15 protein-coding genes are annotated in these 14369 nt (G+C 70.3%); 2 read left to right on the forward strand and 13 right to left on the reverse strand.

Annotated elements, in window-relative coordinates; translation table 11 throughout:
- Window positions 1–89: 89 nt before the first annotated feature.
- The 5 genes from D7Y04_RS37790 to D7Y04_RS37810 form a co-directional block, all read right to left on the reverse strand.
- Window positions 90–335 (reverse strand): hypothetical protein, encoded by a 246-nt coding sequence (locus D7Y04_RS37790; RefSeq protein WP_121762485.1) that lies wholly within the window; start codon window positions 333–335, stop codon window positions 90–92.
- A gap of 306 nt (window positions 336–641) precedes the next feature.
- Window positions 642–1853: an AAA family ATPase gene (locus tag D7Y04_RS37795; RefSeq protein ID WP_233601784.1), complete on the reverse strand. Its 1212-nt coding sequence runs from the start codon at window positions 1851–1853 to the stop codon at window positions 642–644.
- A gap of 128 nt (window positions 1854–1981) precedes the next feature.
- On the reverse strand, window positions 1982–3094 hold the full coding sequence (locus D7Y04_RS37800) for a LysM peptidoglycan-binding domain-containing protein (RefSeq protein WP_121762487.1): 1113 nt from the start codon (window positions 3092–3094) through the stop codon (window positions 1982–1984).
- A gap of 103 nt (window positions 3095–3197) precedes the next feature.
- Window positions 3198–4205, reverse strand: a complete 1008-nt coding sequence (locus D7Y04_RS37805) for a cytochrome c (RefSeq protein ID WP_199749801.1) — start codon at window positions 4203–4205, stop codon at window positions 3198–3200.
- On the reverse strand, window positions 4202–4777 hold the full coding sequence (locus D7Y04_RS37810) for a hypothetical protein (RefSeq protein WP_121762489.1): 576 nt from the start codon (window positions 4775–4777) through the stop codon (window positions 4202–4204). The genes D7Y04_RS37805 and D7Y04_RS37810 overlap by 4 nt, the downstream gene beginning before the upstream one ends.
- Window positions 4778–5069: 292 nt before the next feature.
- On the opposite strand from D7Y04_RS37810, the gene D7Y04_RS37815 reads away from it, so the two are divergent.
- Window positions 5070–6527: a glycosyltransferase family 87 protein gene (locus D7Y04_RS37815; protein WP_233601785.1), complete on the forward strand. Its 1458-nt coding sequence runs from the start codon at window positions 5070–5072 to the stop codon at window positions 6525–6527.
- Here D7Y04_RS37815 and D7Y04_RS37820 read toward each other — a convergent pair.
- The 3 genes from D7Y04_RS37820 to D7Y04_RS37830 are packed head-to-tail and all read right to left on the reverse strand — an operon-like array spanning window position 6524 to window position 9422.
- Complete coding sequence (locus tag D7Y04_RS37820) at window positions 6524–8257, reverse strand: cbb3-type cytochrome c oxidase subunit I (RefSeq protein ID WP_120577737.1); 1734 nt, start codon at window positions 8255–8257, stop codon at window positions 6524–6526. The genes D7Y04_RS37815 and D7Y04_RS37820 overlap by 4 nt on opposite strands.
- The gene (locus D7Y04_RS37825; protein WP_121762491.1) at window positions 8254–9090 is read right to left on the reverse strand and encodes a cytochrome c oxidase subunit II; all 837 of its coding nucleotides are present in this window, start codon (window positions 9088–9090) and stop codon (window positions 8254–8256) included. The genes D7Y04_RS37820 and D7Y04_RS37825 overlap by 4 nt, the downstream gene beginning before the upstream one ends.
- Window positions 9090–9422 (reverse strand): hypothetical protein, encoded by a 333-nt coding sequence (locus D7Y04_RS37830; protein WP_147477281.1) that lies wholly within the window; start codon window positions 9420–9422, stop codon window positions 9090–9092. Before D7Y04_RS37830 ends, D7Y04_RS37825 begins: the two co-directional genes overlap by 1 nt.
- 132 nt (window positions 9423–9554) lie before the next feature.
- On the opposite strand from D7Y04_RS37830, the gene D7Y04_RS37835 reads away from it, so the two are divergent.
- Window positions 9555–10220, forward strand: a complete 666-nt coding sequence (locus D7Y04_RS37835; protein WP_233597100.1) for an SCO family protein — start codon at window positions 9555–9557, stop codon at window positions 10218–10220.
- Between the two features lie 276 nt (window positions 10221–10496).
- On the opposite strand, the gene D7Y04_RS37840 is transcribed toward D7Y04_RS37835, so the two are convergent.
- The 5 genes from D7Y04_RS37840 to D7Y04_RS37860 form a co-directional block, all read right to left on the reverse strand.
- Window positions 10497–10913: a hypothetical protein gene (locus D7Y04_RS37840; protein ID WP_120577724.1), complete on the reverse strand. Its 417-nt coding sequence runs from the start codon at window positions 10911–10913 to the stop codon at window positions 10497–10499.
- 130 nt (window positions 10914–11043) lie between these two features.
- Entirely contained in the window at window positions 11044–11499 is a 456-nt protein-coding gene (locus D7Y04_RS37845; protein ID WP_120577725.1) for a hypothetical protein, read from the reverse strand.
- A 226-nt stretch (window positions 11500–11725) separates the two neighbouring features.
- A complete protein-coding gene (locus D7Y04_RS37850) occupies window positions 11726–12307 on the reverse strand; it encodes a Fis family transcriptional regulator (RefSeq protein ID WP_120595348.1) in 582 nt (193 codons plus the stop codon).
- A 140-nt stretch (window positions 12308–12447) separates the two neighbouring features.
- Window positions 12448–13806 carry a universal stress protein gene (locus tag D7Y04_RS37855; protein ID WP_121762493.1) on the reverse strand — a complete coding sequence of 453 codons (1359 nt, stop codon included), beginning with the start codon at window positions 13804–13806 and terminating at the stop codon, window positions 12448–12450.
- Window positions 13807–13950: 144 nt separating this feature from the next.
- On the reverse strand, window positions 13951–14367 hold the full coding sequence (locus D7Y04_RS37860; protein WP_121762494.1) for a type II secretion system protein GspG: 417 nt from the start codon (window positions 14365–14367) through the stop codon (window positions 13951–13953).
- Window positions 14368–14369: the final 2 nt, after the last annotated feature.

Below are 14369 nucleotides of genomic sequence, written 5' to 3' on the forward strand. Positions count from 1 at the left end.
GGTGCGCCACGGTCAGGTGCCCGGAATCAGGGGCTTCGCGCGAGGGAGGATCCGCCTTTCGGACCGGGAATCCCTTGGCGCGGACGCATTCAGGCGGGAGTGCGGTCCAGCCAGGCTCGCAGCCGGTCGCGAAGGTCCTTCAGCTCCGGGCAGAACGTGAGCAGGGCCTGCCACTGGCCTCCCAGTCCCTGCATCGCGCGTTTGCGACCGCCACCTGGTTGCAGCAGCCATCCCTTCCGCCGAAGAAAGGGATCCGCGTACTGCTCCTTGGGGTCCTGGTGGGCGCGGACCTCCGCCCAGGCAGCGCCCAGTTCATCGCGATGCAACGCGAGCATCCACACTTCGACCTCTTCAACCGCGAGGCAGGCGATGAGCCGGTGTGGATGTTCCGCTTCGCGGCCTCTTGCTTGATGCGAATTGCCCAGTCGATCTCCGTCCCGGTCGACCATGAGAAGGAACAGGTTCTCCATCGGGTTCTCCGCGACGATGCTCTCGATCGTCTTCTTGTCGAGTGCTTCGGAGATGTGGATCCTTCAGGACCTCGACACGGGCCTTCCGCCCCAGGTCTTCGAAGAGCTTCTCGACGATGGGCTTGAGAATGTACTGGTCGCGCGTGGGGTCCTCGGGAATGACGAGGACCTTCACAATGCGCGCTCCAGCCAGCCCGTGGTGAACAGGTGCTCAATGTTGGAGCGCTGCGACACTTCTTCGAAGTGAGGAAGGTCGCCCAGGCGGCGCAGCACGGTGCCCTCTTGGTCTGGGGAGCGAGCGCAGAGCACAGTGCTCTTCAGCGATTCGGCGGACAGAGCCTGGAGGACCTGTGGCGAGTGCGTGGTCAGGATGACCTGGAGCCCGCGTTCACGTACGACGGACTCCAGGAACTCGACGAGAAGGTGGATGCGCTGCGGATGAAGTCCGGTCTCGGGCTCTTCCAGAATCACGAGGCTGCCCTCCCGCACGGTCCTCAATGCAACCAGTGTTCCCAGGAAGCGCAGCGTCCCGTCCGACAGACTCCGAGCCGGAGTTCGAGTCCCATCCTTCTCGACAAGGACGAGCATCACGTCCCCGAGCTCGGTCCTGCTGAAATCGAGCCCGACGATCTCTGGGCCGCATAGCTCTGCGAGCCAATCGACCCACTCCTGCTGTGTGTCGGGATGGCGCTGGCAGTGGGACCAGATCACAGACGAGATGTTTTCCCCTTCGGCCCCCAGTTCAATGTCCTGCTGAGGTGCGTAACCCCGCATCCGCGCTGGAATCACTTCTAAGAAGAGAGATGTCCCCAGCGTTTGAGTTCGCATCACCGGGCCAGCGTACAGCTCACTGAGCTGATTGAACGCTCGGCGATAGACGCTTTGATTGGCCTCGTTCGAAACCGAGATCGTTACGTCTCGCTCTTCCGACGAGACAATGCGCCTTGAGCCGGAGGACAAAGGCCCTCTGACGGGTACTGCATCGACAACGACCCGAGAAGGGCCCCCTAGGACCGGGCCATCCAAAGTTACCCGCTCCCAACGAAACATGGGCTCTCCCAGGACCTTGATGCCCATGGCATGCGTCAAAAAGTCGGGCTTCGAGCCCCAGCGAAGTGTCAGCTCAACCAGCGCATCGGTTGAACGCGCGAGGCCCATGCTTCCACCGCGCAGCGCGGGAGCGACTTCACGCCCCGCCTCCCTGCGCCCTAGAAGAGCTTCCGTCAGCGTCCATCCCAGTTCCAACCGCTGAACCAGCCTCAGCGCATCCAGCAGATTGCTTTTCCCGGAGGCGTTCGCCCCGACGAGCACAGTCAACGGAGCGAGCTTCACCTCCGCGTCCGCGAAGCTCTTGAAGTTCTTGAGGTGGATGGATTCCAGCATCGCCACCACCCTACTTCACGGCCCCCGGCGCGCGAACGCCCATCCCCACACAGCGTCCTCCAGAAACGACAAGGACCCCGGTCCCGAAGGCCCGGAGTCCCAAAACCTGTCCGACAGTCGGACAGCTTTCAGCCCAGCACGTCCTGCGCGCGGCGGTAGTACATCTCGCGGCTCGCGAGGCCGTTGTAGCCGCCGTTGATGCGGCGGGTGACCTCGCGGAAGTTGCCCGCGTCCGCGTAGCTGTTCAGGTTGCGCGAGCCCCAGTACCAACCCGCGATGCGGAACGCGACGTCCGGATCCTTCGCGCGCTCCGGGTGCCCTTCCAGGTCGATGCCCAACGCCTTGCCCGCCGCACGGTAGTTCGCGCGGCCCGTCAGCTGGATGGGTCCCCGGCCCTTGTAGCGCTTGCCGTCGCCCGGCTGCGTGTTGCCCAGGTCCTTGCGGCCCTCGTACGCGGCGCCGGAGGCGATCTCCTCCATGTAGCGCAGCTCGCCGCTCTCATGCGCCAGCTGGGCCAGGAACATCTCCTTGCGCCGAGGCGTGTTGATGTTCGCCTCCGCCATCGCCTTGTTCAGGTGCGGCAGGTACTGCTCCGCCTTGGCCTGCGACAGGTTCGGCATGATCCGCCGCAACTGCGCCACCGTCACCCCGCCCTTCCCGCCCGACGTGCCCGGCGTCCCACCCACGCCCCCCGTCGACGGAGGCGGCTTCGACGTCCCGCCCGAGCCACCCGTGCGGCCCGGAATCGTCAGCTTCTGGCCCACTTGGATCTTGTTCGGATCCGCGATGTGGTTCGCCTGCTGCAACGCCCCCACCGTCGTCCCGTACCGGCCCGCGATGCCGCTCAGCGTGTCCCCACTGCGCACCGTGTACGAAGCGCCCCCGGACGACGGCGGCTTCGACGTCACCGGCGCCGCGCCCCCACCCGCGCCCGGAATCGTCAGCCGCTGGCCCACGTAGATCTTGTTCGGGTTCGCGATACCGTTCGCCTTCGCCAGCGCCCCCACCGTCGTGCCGTGCCGCCCCGCGATGCCGCTCAGCGTGTCCCCGCTGCGCACCGTGTAGCTGCCCGCCTTCGACGGCGCCGCCTGGAACCCATCCGGGACCGTCAGCCTCTGGCCCACGCGGATGAGGTTCGCGTTCGCGATGTGGTTCGTCTTCTGGAGCGAAGACACCGACGTGCTGAAGCGCTGCGCGAGCCCGCTCAACGTGTCGCCGCTGCGAACGGAATAGGTCGTCACGAATGAAACTCCGGGAAAAGAGGGAATCAGTGCCCGGATTTTCGCGACGCCTGGGAATTTGTTTCCCAGGAAGACCTACTTTTCAGGTTGCTGCATCTATCCGTTATTCCTGTGCCTTCGAGTCACGCAACCGTGACTGAAGGTCGCGGGCGGCGCCGGTGTCGTGCATCACGATGAGGCTCTGCACGTAGTACGCGAGCGCCCAGAGGTTCTCCTCCGGGATGGCGCCCTTCCACGACGGCATCGCCGCACCGCCGACGCCCGCGGCCATCACGCGGTAGAGGTCCTCGCGCTGGGCCTGCGCGGTGTACGGCTGGCCCTCCACGCGGGTGTCCTGCGGCCACACGGTGCGCAGGCGGTGGAAGAGGAAGTCCGGCGGCAGCACCTTGGCGAACTGCGTGGCCTCGCCCTTCGCGTCCACGGTGAGCGAGTAGTCCGAATCCCGCTGCAGCGCCGTGTACGGATCCGCGTTCGCCAGGTTCACCTTGCGGCCGGTGACGCTCTCCGTGAGCGCGGCGAGTTCCGCTCGGGGCAGGTACGCGACGTGGCAGCTGGCGCAGCCCGCGTTGCCCTTGCCGGCCACGTGGTAGACGGTGCGGCCGCGCTCCACGGCCTCGGCTGCGCGGCCCTTCCACGGGTCGTCGGACAGGGCGAGGGCCGCGCCGGGGAACTCCTGCTTCCAGCGCGGACTGAAGGTCTTGAGGTACTGCACCACGGCGTCCACGTCCGCCGGCGGCACGTCCCAAGCGAACATGGGCGTGCCGTGCAGGCCCCGCCGCAGCGTGCGCTTCAGCGCGTCGTCGGTGGGCAGTTCGCCCGCCGCCACGCCTCCGAACTTGTAGAGGCCCTGGTGGAAGTTGCGAGGCGGAGGCCGCATCCCGGAGCCCGCGGGGCCCTGGCCGTCGCCCTTCTCGCCGTGACAGGACGCGCAGTAGTGCGTGTAGACATCATATCCGCGCGCCAGCGTCGCGGCGGGGATGACGGTGCCGTCCGCGAGCTTCAGGGGCTCGAAGGTGGGCGTCTCCTTGCGGCACGCGGGAGCAAGCGCCCCCAACGCGAGCACGGCGAGCACACGGAGCGACCGATGAGTGGAGCAGGAAGTGAGCTTCATGGGAGGTACACCACCGCGAAGAGGACGCCGTACATCACCGTCGAACACCACCAGCCGGGCAGGGCGCGCCGCAACGGAGCGCTGACGTCCTGTCCGCGCAGCACGCGAAGTCCCGCGCGCAGCAATCCCACGAGCACGACCGCCAGATGCGCGGCCTGCACCGCCGACAAGCCATACAGCGAGGAGGCGAAGACGCCGCCGTCGGGGACGCGCAGGTCCCGGTACCAGAACAGCACGTGCAGCCAGGTCGCCTGCGTCGCGAGGAACCCCGCCCCGGTGCCGAGCACTCCCGCCAACGTGAGCCGGCCCGGTCGTTGCTGCCGGAGCGCGGCGTGCAGCAACACGACCCCGATGACGAGAAGCCCACCGGCCAGCGCGGGAACGAGTGCTCCAGGGCGCGCGGACTCGGGAGGCCAGAAGCCGCGCAGCCGGTAGAAGCCCGCGGAGAAGGCCATCGAGCAGAAGAGCATCGCCGCCGCGCCGTGCGCGATGACGACCCCGAACCAGAGGTTCGCTTCGTCGCGCTGGAGGGACGTGGAGGCCAGCGTCCCGGCGGGGTCGTTCGTGCTCACGGGGCTGGACTCTCGCATGCCTGGGCCCGGCGGAAAGCACCAGGAAGCCGGGCGGCCCCCCGTCCCTCGGAGCGGCGCCCATCGGCCGAATCACGTTCGCGCATCACACCCGTGAGCATCCTCCGTCCTTGGAGCCGTCGCGCCGATGCAAGAACCCCGCGTGCGTCCAGGCCCGCCGGTAGTAGCCTGCCGCGCTGCCCCGATGGAACCCGCGCCCACTCCGCTCGCAGCGCCGTCCCCGTCCGTCCCTTCTCGCGCTTCGAGGGGCCTGGACGTCTGGCCGTTGATCATCGTGGCGCTGGGCGCCTGGGTGCTGCGCGCGCTGGCGTTCTTCCATCGCTCCGGCGCCATGGGCTACCCCATGGACTACGACGAGGGCGTCTACTTCTCCGCCGCGTCGCTCCTGCTGCGCGGGGACCTGCCCTACCGCGACTTCATCTTCGTGCACCCGCCCGGAAGCCTCCTGCTCTGGGCCCCCGGCGCCGCGCTCACGCTGGGGCTCGACGCGGCCACCGCCTACGGCATCACGCGCTACCTCGCCGCCGCCGTGGGCGCCCTGTGCGTGTTCCTCGCCGGCCGGGTCGCCTGGCGCGCCTGGGGTCCGCTCGCGGGCTGCGTGGCGGCGCTCGCCTACGCCGCGTATCCGGAGGCCGCCATCGTCGAGCGCGGCACCTTCCTCGAGCCCCTGCTCAACGTCTTGTGCCTGGGCTTCGCGAACCTCTGGCTCACCTCCGGCACCCACTCCCGAGCCCGCCGCATCGGCGCGGGCGTGCTCCTGGGACTCGCCATCTCCGTGAAGCTTCCGGGAGGACTGTGGCTCATCGCCGCGCTGCTCGCACGCCCGGGGAAGGAGTCCTGGCGTCACGCACTCCTGCCCGTGTTCGTCGCGTTCGCCACCTTCGTCGTCGTCGTGGGCCCCCTGGCCGCGCTCGCCCCTTCCGAGTTCATCCGCGACGTCATCACCTTCCAGGCCGCGCGCCCGCCGGACGGTGAGCTGGACCGATGGATGCGCCTGCGCGAGATCTTCCATGAGCGCCGTTGGGGCGGAGTCCTCCTCGCCCTCGTGGGCCTCGGCACCGCGTGCGTGCGCGCCTTCCGTGCCGCTCCGGAGCACCGCCCCGCCGCGCGCTTCTTCGCCTGCACGTTCGTCCTCAGCGTGGTCCTGTTCCTCGCGTCACGGACCTACTGGAACCAGTACAACGCGCACCTCGCCGCTTCGGAGGCCGTGCTCGCGGGCCTGGGCGCTTCCATGCTCCACGCCTTCAGCATCCGCTGGGGCCGCACGACATCTCGCGCCGTGGCAGCACTGCTGCTCGCCGCCGCGTTCGTTCCCGGCGCGCAGCACGTCTACCAGAGCGCCCAACTGCAGGCCCCGGACGTGGTGGCGCTCGCGAAGCACATCCGCGCGGACGTGCCACCCGATGCGTGCCTCTTCTCCTTCGAGCCCGGCTGGGCGCTCGCGGCGGGCTGGCTCCCCTCGGGCGCCACGCCCATCGTGGACGGCTACGCCACCATGCTCCAGGACGCCATGAGCTCCGGCGACCGATTCGAGACCACCGACGAGGCCCTCTCCGCCGATGAGGCCCAGCAGGCCCTGCGCATCATGCTGGGCTCCTGCCGCTTCGTCGTCCTCGGATGGAGAGGCACCTGGCAGCTCACGCCGCAGAGCCGCCCCTGGTTCAAGCAGCGCTTCGTCCGCCGCTTCCCCGCGGGCGACGCGGGCGGCGTGGACCTCTGGGAGCACCGCTAGACGGCGCCCTCCACCCCGGGCACCGGCGTCGCCACCGGCTCCGCCACGGGTACACCCGAGGGCAGCGGCTCCGCCTGCCCAATCCAATCGCGACCCAGTTGCTCCTGTACTTCCGGTTGCGACAGCGCATGCGGCCCGCGCAGCACCACGGCGCCAGGGCCCGCGTCCATCCACTCCAGCGTGCCCACCCGCCACGGGTTCGGCTCCGCGGCACGGCCCCACTTGAGCGTCCGCACCAGGTTCACCACGAACACCAGCTGCACCGCGCCCAGCGCGAACGCGGCCCAGCTGGTCCACCGGTTCAACGTGAGCAGGTGCGCGAGGAACGTGTACTGGTACGGGTCATAGAGCCGCCGCAGCTGCCCCGCGTAGCCCGCCACCAGCTGTCCGCCGAAGACGGCGATGAACAGCACCGCGCTGAGGAGCACGTGCACCTTCGCCATGCGCTCGTCCAACGTGCGCCCGTACATGCGGGGGAACCAGAAGTAGAGCCCCGCGAACACCGCGAGGAAGCTGGCCGCGCCCATCGTCAGGTGGAAGTGCCCCACCACCCACATCGTCCCGTGCAGCGGCACGTCCGTCGCCACCGCGCCCAGCGCCAGCCCCGTGATGCCGCCCAGGCCGAAGACAATCATCGTCGCCAGCGCCGCGAGCATCGGCGACGTGAGCCGCACGCTGCCCCGCCACAGCGTCATCAGCCAGTTGAGGAACATCACCTGCGCCGGCAGCGAGATGAGCAGCGTCAGCACCATGAACGTGCGCCCCAGCACCGGCGCCATCCCGCTGGTGAACAGGTGGTGCGCGTACACCGCGCCGCTCAGCGCCGTCACCACGCCCATGGCCCCCGCCGTCATCCGGTAGCCGTGCGCGGGCTTGCGGCTGAAGAACGCCACGAAGTCCCCCACCATGCCCCACGCGGGCAGGATGAGGATGTAGACCTCCGGGTGGCCGAACAGCCAGAACAGGTGCTGGTACACCAGCGGGTCGCCGCCCCCGCCCACCGCCGCCGCGCCCGCGATGAAGAACTGCGTGCCCGCCACCCGGTCCAACAACAGCAGCACCGTGGCCGCCGCCAGCACCGGCACGAACAGCACGTTGAGCACCGCGCCGTAGAACAGCCCCCACACCACCAGCGGCATCCGGCCCCACGTCATCCCTGGCGCGCGGCAGCGCACCACCGTGACGACGAAGTTGAGCCCGTACAGGAACGCGGACACGCCCACGCACAGCACCGCCACCGTCACCAGCGTCTGCCCCAGCCCCGGCGTGAACGCGGGCGTCGCCAGCGGCGGATACGACGTCCACCCCGCGCTCGCCGGCCCCAGCCGCACCACGAACGACACCAGCATCAGCGCGCCGCCCACCGCGTAGGCCCAGAAGCCGAGCGGCGACAGCCGGGGGAACGCCATCTGCTTGGAGCCAATGGCCAGCGGCAGCACGAAGTGCCCCAGCGCGCCGAAGAGCAGCGGCGTCACCGCGAAGAAGATCATCAACAGGCCGTGCATCGTGAACACGGCCGTGTACGTGGGCGGAGTGAGCGCGCCCTTCGACTCGGGCAGCACCCACGCGAGCCCCGGCACCGGCTGCCCGGGCCACGCCCACTGGAAGCGGATGAGCATGGCCAGCAGGCCACCCACCAGCAGGAACAGGAACCCGCCCCACAGGTACTGCCGCGCCACGCGCTGGGGGTCCGTCGTCCAGAGCGACTTCAGCAGCGCCCCCGCCTTCATGGCGTCCTCCACACCCAGCCCCAGTGGGCCGCGGTGTCATCCGGGTCGTAGCCCTGCACCGCCTTGAGGCTCGCCTCGTGCAGCCACGCCGCGTACGCCTCCGGGGACAGCGCCGTCAGCATGCCGCGCATCCGGTAGTGGCTGGTGCCGCAGTGCTGGTAGCAGGCCACCTCCCACGAGCCCTCGCGAGCGGCCTGGAACCACGTCTGGTTCACGCGGCCCGGAATGGCGTCCAGCTTCACTCGGAAAGCGGGCAGCGAGAACCCGTGCACCACGTCCGTGGAGACCAGCTGCACCCAGACGGGCACGTCCGCCGGCACGCGCAGGTCGTTCCACGTCACCACGTCGTCCTTCGTGCCGAACGCCCCGTCCGCGCCCGCGTACCGCGCCTCCCACGACCACTGGTGCGCGTTGATCTGGATGCGCACCGTGCGCGGATCCTCCGTGGGGACGCGGAAGTTCCAGAGCACGTCGTTCAGGTAGCCCTGGGAGCCCAGGAACAGCGTCCCGTCCACCACGCCGAACACACCCAGGGCCAGCCCCAGCACCCACGCCCGCGAGCGACGCGTGCCCCCGTCCGGCGCCACCTTCCGGGCACCCCGAAAACGCACCACCGCCAGCAACATCCACCCGAGCATCACCGCCGCCAGCGCCATGTCGAAGCCATGGCTCGTGGCCAGCAGCGCGTCGATGCGGTCGCCCGTCGCGCTCGCGTTCTCCGGCGGCGCCAGGCTCCAGGCACCACGCGCGGGCGGCACCGCCAGGGGCGCCTGCGCATCCGGCGGCGCGATGTCGCTCGGGGACGACGGGGATAACGCCGGGGACTCCGCCATCACGGATGCTCCTGTTCCACGGGGGCCGAAGCCCGCTCCGCTCCCTGCTCCTCTCGCCCTACCCGCCAGGCCGCCCAGAGCCCCACGCCCACCAGCGCGAAGGGCACCAGCATCAGCGCCAGTAGCAGCTCGCCCGCCCCGCCGGGAGACTCCGGCGCACGGGCCGTGCACGAGGGGCACGCCAACACCGCCGCCGGCACCAGCCCTCCGACGAGTCCGAGCCACGGCCCGGACCCCGCCAGCGACCGGAAGCCTCCCCACCCGCCCGGCGAAGTGCGTCCACCCAGGGGCTGGAAGAGGGCATGGGCCACGGCTTCCGGGCTAGCACGCACCCAACGTCCCCTCAAGGAGCACCCTGCCCGCCGCGAAGCGGCCACTCTCCCTCATGCCTCGCATGCGGCCAGCCCCTAACCCGTCAGGCCCGGCGCTTGTGCGCCCCCCGCCGATGCCGTACGTGCCGACGCATGTCCGTCGAATCGCCCTCCCCGTCCGCCGCCCCCCGCTCCCGTCCCGTGCGCCGCTCCTGGGTCTGGGCGGGCATCGCCGTGGCGTCGCTCGGCTTCATGGGGGTGGCGGTCCACGACCTGGTGCAGGGCCGTTCCCAGCCGCCGCCCCGCCTGGGCGCGCTGCCGGACTTCACCTTCACGCGGCAGGACGGACAGCCCTTCGGGTTGAAGCAGCTCCGCGGCCACCCGTTCATCGCCAACTTCATCTTCACCCGCTGCCCCACCGTCTGCCCCGTCTTCACGCAGAAGATGGCGCGCGTGCAGGAGCACACCTCGAAGCTGGGGACGGATCTCCAGCTGGTGTCCTTCTCCGTGGATCCGGCCTACGACACCCCGGAGCGGCTGGCCGAGTACGGGAAGAAGTACCAGGCGGACTTCACCCGCTGGAACTTCCTCACCGGCGACTACGCCACCCTCAAGGACACCATCGTCCAGGGCTTCAAGATCAGCATGGGCCGCGAGGCCGGCGCCCCCGAGGACGACCTGCTCTCCATCTTCCACGGCACCCACTTCGTGCTGGTGGACGGCACCGGAGAGATTCGCGGCTACTACGACAGCGCGGACCCCGAGGCGACCCAGAAGCTGGAGACCGACGCCTTCCGCATCACCCGCGAAGAAGGCTGAGCCGCGCCGCTTCCTGATCGCGCCCGCACTCCAGGTGCGTCATGCTGGGTCGCATCCCACTCGGGCCCCGAGCCCGTAACGGAGCCGACATCGGAGCCGACATCGAAGCTGGGCATCGGAGCCTTCAAAGCCGAAGGGCCGGCGCCCCGCCCATGACGGACGGAGGACCGACCCCAGTGCCTCGCGCGGCGTTGGCCCGCAAAGCCGAAAGGCCGGCCCCACCTCGCGGTGAGTACCGGCCCTCGTGCATGAGTCACGCTAGCTTCAGCGGGGAACTCAGTTGGTCAGCGCAGCCTGGGCGTGGGCGAACAGGTTCTGCACGTTCTGCTGCGCGGGCTGGGAGGCCAGCGCGCCGACCTGGTCCGCGCCCTGCTTCACGGTGGTCGCGATGTCCGCGATGGACTTCACGGTGGGGGCGAACTTGGTCAGCTGGGACAGACCGGCCAGGGGGCCCTTGGCGAGCAGGGACGCGCCGGAGTCGATGAACTTGTCCACGAACGGCTTCGCCAGCTTGCCCAGGCCGAACGGGAGCTTGTCCAGGAGGCCGCCGGCGAGACCCTTCAGGCCGCCGGTGATGGCGCCCATGGGGTTCTGCACGAAGTTCAGCGCCTTGCCCGCGATGTTCGCGACGCCGCCAGCGATGTTGGAGACCGTCTTCGCGACGCTGCTGACAACCTTGCCGATGCCGCCCATGGTGAAACCCCCTACTTAATTTGGTTTGGAGAGTGTGTGCCGGAGTGAAGCTTCAAAAGGATTCTCGGAGGGGGGAGGAAAATGTTTCCTCCCCATTTTCCGATCTATTTCACGGGGATTCCGGGCGACCTCAGCCGCGGGTTCCGCCGCCGCCCTTCTTCATCTGCTCCAGCAGCTCCTGGCGCTTCGCCTCGTCCTGGGGCGTCTGGGGGGCGCCCTCGGCCGCGGGGTTCAGGCTCGGCTTGCCGGCGGTGCCGCCCTTGCTGGCCTCGAACTCGGACTTGGCGAAGGGGTTTCCCTGGCCGGGCAGCTCACCCTTGGCGCCCGCGACCAGGAACTCACCGACCTCCTCCACCGTGTGCACGGGGAAGCCGTTCGCCTTCAGCTCCTCGTCGGACACGACGTTGAGCATGGGCTCCTTGTCCTTGTCCTGCGCGTACTCGAGCACCAGCTCGACGTAGTCCTCCAGCTTCATCCCCACGGCATCCGCGATGCGCTTCGTCTCGGGATCCTTGAGGAGCTCCGCGCGAACGACTTCCACGGGACGGGACAGACCACGCTTCTTGCCAGGGGCTTGCTGGGACATTGCGGTTTCGCTCCGGAGAGGAGAGGAAAGACGGCTGGGAACAACTCTAGCCCATCTTTCCAGTAGTACCCATTCCCCGCCCCGGACGGCTCCCCGCTCCCTCTGGGACACCCCTCCCGGCCGTGACCCGCGCCTCCCCGTCTCGGGCCACCCCGTCCAGGACGACCGGCCGGGAAACCCAAAAGGGGGAGGGGTTCACGTTCCCAGGGGCACGGGCCCCGGGGTTTCAGCGGACCGCGTTGCGGGGCGCGCCCTTGCGCACGGGACTCGATGCCTTGCGCTTGGGCAGGATGCGGGTGACGGAGCCCGGGCGGCGGGCCACCGCGGCGGCGCGCTCCTTCTCCTCGGCGGCCTTCAACGCCGCGGCGCGCACGGCCAGTTGCTCCGCCTGCTGCGCCCAGCGGCGCTTGAGCGCGTCCCGCAGGCCGTCCGTCTGCAGGTCCACCTGCGCCTGGTTCAGCCGGTAGTGCAGGTCCTCGCGCAGCGTGCCCCGGGTCAGGGCGGCCATCGCGGTGCCGGACACGCCCACCACCACCTTGGGCCGCTCCTCCTGCATCTGGAGGCAGCGCAGGATGAGGCCCTGGGCGTCCAGCGGCAGCTTCCCCGCGTCCGCGATGAACACCACGCCGTTGGGCTGACGGAGCGCGCCGGCCAGCTCCGGGCCCTGGCGCACCTCCGTGAGCGGGACGCCGAAGTTGCGCGCGGCTTCCTCCGCCCAGGCCCTGCGCTCATCCTCGGTACCTCCGTGGATGATCAGCGATGCACGGTTGGAGACGAGGTCCTCTTCTCGATAACCGCGAAGAGCCACGGGATGCCCTACCCTTCTGGGAAAGCGGGTCCTCCCAAAGTCTAACGCCCTCCAGGGTCGCCTGTTCAATCCCTTACGCGTGGGAAAAAAACAGGGACCCGTTCCGCGAGGAGCCCATCCACTGGACGCCCGTTCCCGGGTCAAACAGAAGGCACCACCATCACGGGCCGGCGGCAGCGCAGCACCAGCTCGCGCGCCACCGCCTCCTCCAGCACGTCCGGAACCACTTCGCGGTGGGCGGACGTGCCCACGCACACCAGGTCCACGCCCTCGCGCTCCGTGGCCTGGCAGATGGCGATGGCGACGTCGTCTCCGCTGACCCCCTCCACGCTCCAGTGCACTGCCCGCGCGACCGTGTCCCCGGGCACCTGCGCCCAGAGCCGGTTCAGCACCCGGTCCCGCTCGCTGTCCGGCTCCGGGAGCACGCCGTGGAAGTCCCGGGGGCCCCGCTCGCGGCCCCGGAGCCGGTGCACGTGCAACAGGTGCACGCGTCCGCCGGGCCCCACCAGCGAGCACGCCTGCGCGATGGCCTGTCCGGAGGCGAGGGTGAAGTCCACCGGCACCAGCGCGCTCCGGGGCGGAGGAAGCCGGCGAGGTTCGCGCGCTCCGGGCGGGATGCACGCCACGGAGCGCTCCGCGTGGCGCAGCACTCCTTCCGACACGGAGCCGTGCCACAGCCGCTGCACGCCGCCGCGCAGGTGCATGCCCACCACCGTCAGCTCCGCGCTGCGCGCATGGGCCACGTGCAGCAGGTGGTCCGCCGGGCGGCCATAGCCGGGCTCCAGCACCACCTCCACGCGGCCCTCCCCCTCCAGGTCGCCCAGGCGCTCGCGCACCTCGCGCTGGAGCACGCGCTCCACCAGCGGCTCCAGCCCCTCCATGGTGCGCTCGCGCGCGTCCAGCCGCTCCACGTGCACGGGGGTGTGGACGCCCAGCCGCTCGCGCTCCTCCAGCGGTGAGCACACGTACGCGGCCAGCACGTCACACCCGCCCACGCGCCGCAGCTCCCGCAGGAAGGTGATGGCCGCGTCGGACGTGGAGGAGCGGGGGTCCACCCCCACCATCACCAGCAGCCGGCGCCGGCAGCGGGCCCAGTCCAGGAGCGCCGTGTCCCGGCGCACCGCCAGCACCGGGGCGCAGCCGTGGCGGGCCAGGCGCTCCGCCAGGGACGTCTTGCGCCAGGGGGACGTGCGCCAGCCCTCCGCGGCCACCACCACCAACCGGGCGCTGCGGCACTCCTCGTCCCCCAGCAGCGTCTCCACGGAGGCGCCCCGCTGCATGCGCGGCTCCACCAGGCCCGCGAGCGGCCTCAGGCGCGCGGCCTCCGCGGCCAGCCCGCCTTCCGCCGCGGACAGGGCGTCCGGGGCCTCCGCGTCAGGCACTTCGTCATCCACCCCCAGGAGCAGCAGGGGCTCTCCCAGGCGGCCGGCGAGCGTCGCCGCGACGGTGGCCGCGTGCGCGGCGTCGGCGGACAGGTTGGTTGCGCAGATGATGGCCATGGCGGGGCCCCCCGAGGAGGCGATGCCCGCTGGAGCCTCCCCTCGCCACGAAGGATGCGCACGCCGGACGCCCGGTGACGTGCGGCCCGGGCGTGCCGGCCTGCCTGCCCACCAGGGCGGGGCGTCCCGGCGGCGAGGCCCTCCCTACCGCAGGAGCTGCTGGTGACCGTCGTGGTTGGTGTGGTCCTGGTTGTCGCCCGCGCCGCCGCGCTGGTTCTCGCGGCCGAAGCTGGACAGGAACACGCCCTGCTCGCTGCTCGCGTAGTGGTAGGGCCGGCCCCAGGGGTCCAGGGGCACGGCGTGGAGGTAGCGGGGCACCAGCAGCGCGTCCAGGTCCCCCTCCTCCGGCAGCTTCCCTCCGTGGTCCGCGCGGTAGCGCTCCAACGCGCCCAGGATGAGGGTGAAGTCGGCGTGGATGTGCTGGGCCTGCTCGGGGTCGCGGCGGCGGAAGGCGGTGAGCACCAGGGCCACGACGAGCGCGACCGCGAACACCACCGCCACCCAGGGCAGCGGGGAGCGGCGGGACTTCTCGGGGACGGCGGACGAGGAGGTGGCGGCCATGG

Origin of the sequence: Corallococcus sp. AB038B (assembly GCF_003668955.1) — a bacterium.
Taxonomy (GTDB): domain Bacteria; phylum Myxococcota; class Myxococcia; order Myxococcales; family Myxococcaceae; genus Corallococcus; species Corallococcus exiguus.

What these genes read in the sequence shown, in the direction of transcription:
- D7Y04_RS37790 (WP_121762485.1), bottom strand. Translation starts at nt 335, where the DNA reads ATGCTCGCGTTGCATCGCGATGAACTGGGCGCTGCCTGGGCGGAGGTC.
- D7Y04_RS37795 (WP_233601784.1), bottom strand. Translation starts at nt 1,853, where the DNA reads ATGCTGGAATCCATCCACCTCAAGAACTTCAAGAGCTTCGCGGACGCG.
- D7Y04_RS37805 (WP_199749801.1), bottom strand. Translation starts at nt 4,205, where the DNA reads ATGAAGCTCACTTCCTGCTCCACTCATCGGTCGCTCCGTGTGCTCGCC.
- D7Y04_RS37820 (WP_120577737.1), bottom strand. Translation starts at nt 8,257, where the DNA reads ATGAAGGCGGGGGCGCTGCTGAAGTCGCTCTGGACGACGGACCCCCAG.
- D7Y04_RS37825 (WP_121762491.1), bottom strand. Translation starts at nt 9,090, where the DNA reads ATGGCGGAGTCCCCGGCGTTATCCCCGTCGTCCCCGAGCGACATCGCG.
- D7Y04_RS37835 (WP_233597100.1), top strand. Translation starts at nt 9,555, where the DNA reads ATGTCCGTCGAATCGCCCTCCCCGTCCGCCGCCCCCCGCTCCCGTCCC.
- D7Y04_RS37840 (WP_120577724.1), bottom strand. Translation starts at nt 10,913, where the DNA reads ATGGGCGGCATCGGCAAGGTTGTCAGCAGCGTCGCGAAGACGGTCTCC.
- D7Y04_RS37845 (WP_120577725.1), bottom strand. Translation starts at nt 11,499, where the DNA reads ATGTCCCAGCAAGCCCCTGGCAAGAAGCGTGGTCTGTCCCGTCCCGTG.
- D7Y04_RS37855 (WP_121762493.1), bottom strand. Translation starts at nt 13,806, where the DNA reads ATGGCCATCATCTGCGCAACCAACCTGTCCGCCGACGCCGCGCACGCG.
- D7Y04_RS37860 (WP_121762494.1), bottom strand. Translation starts at nt 14,367, where the DNA reads ATGGCCGCCACCTCCTCGTCCGCCGTCCCCGAGAAGTCCCGCCGCTCC.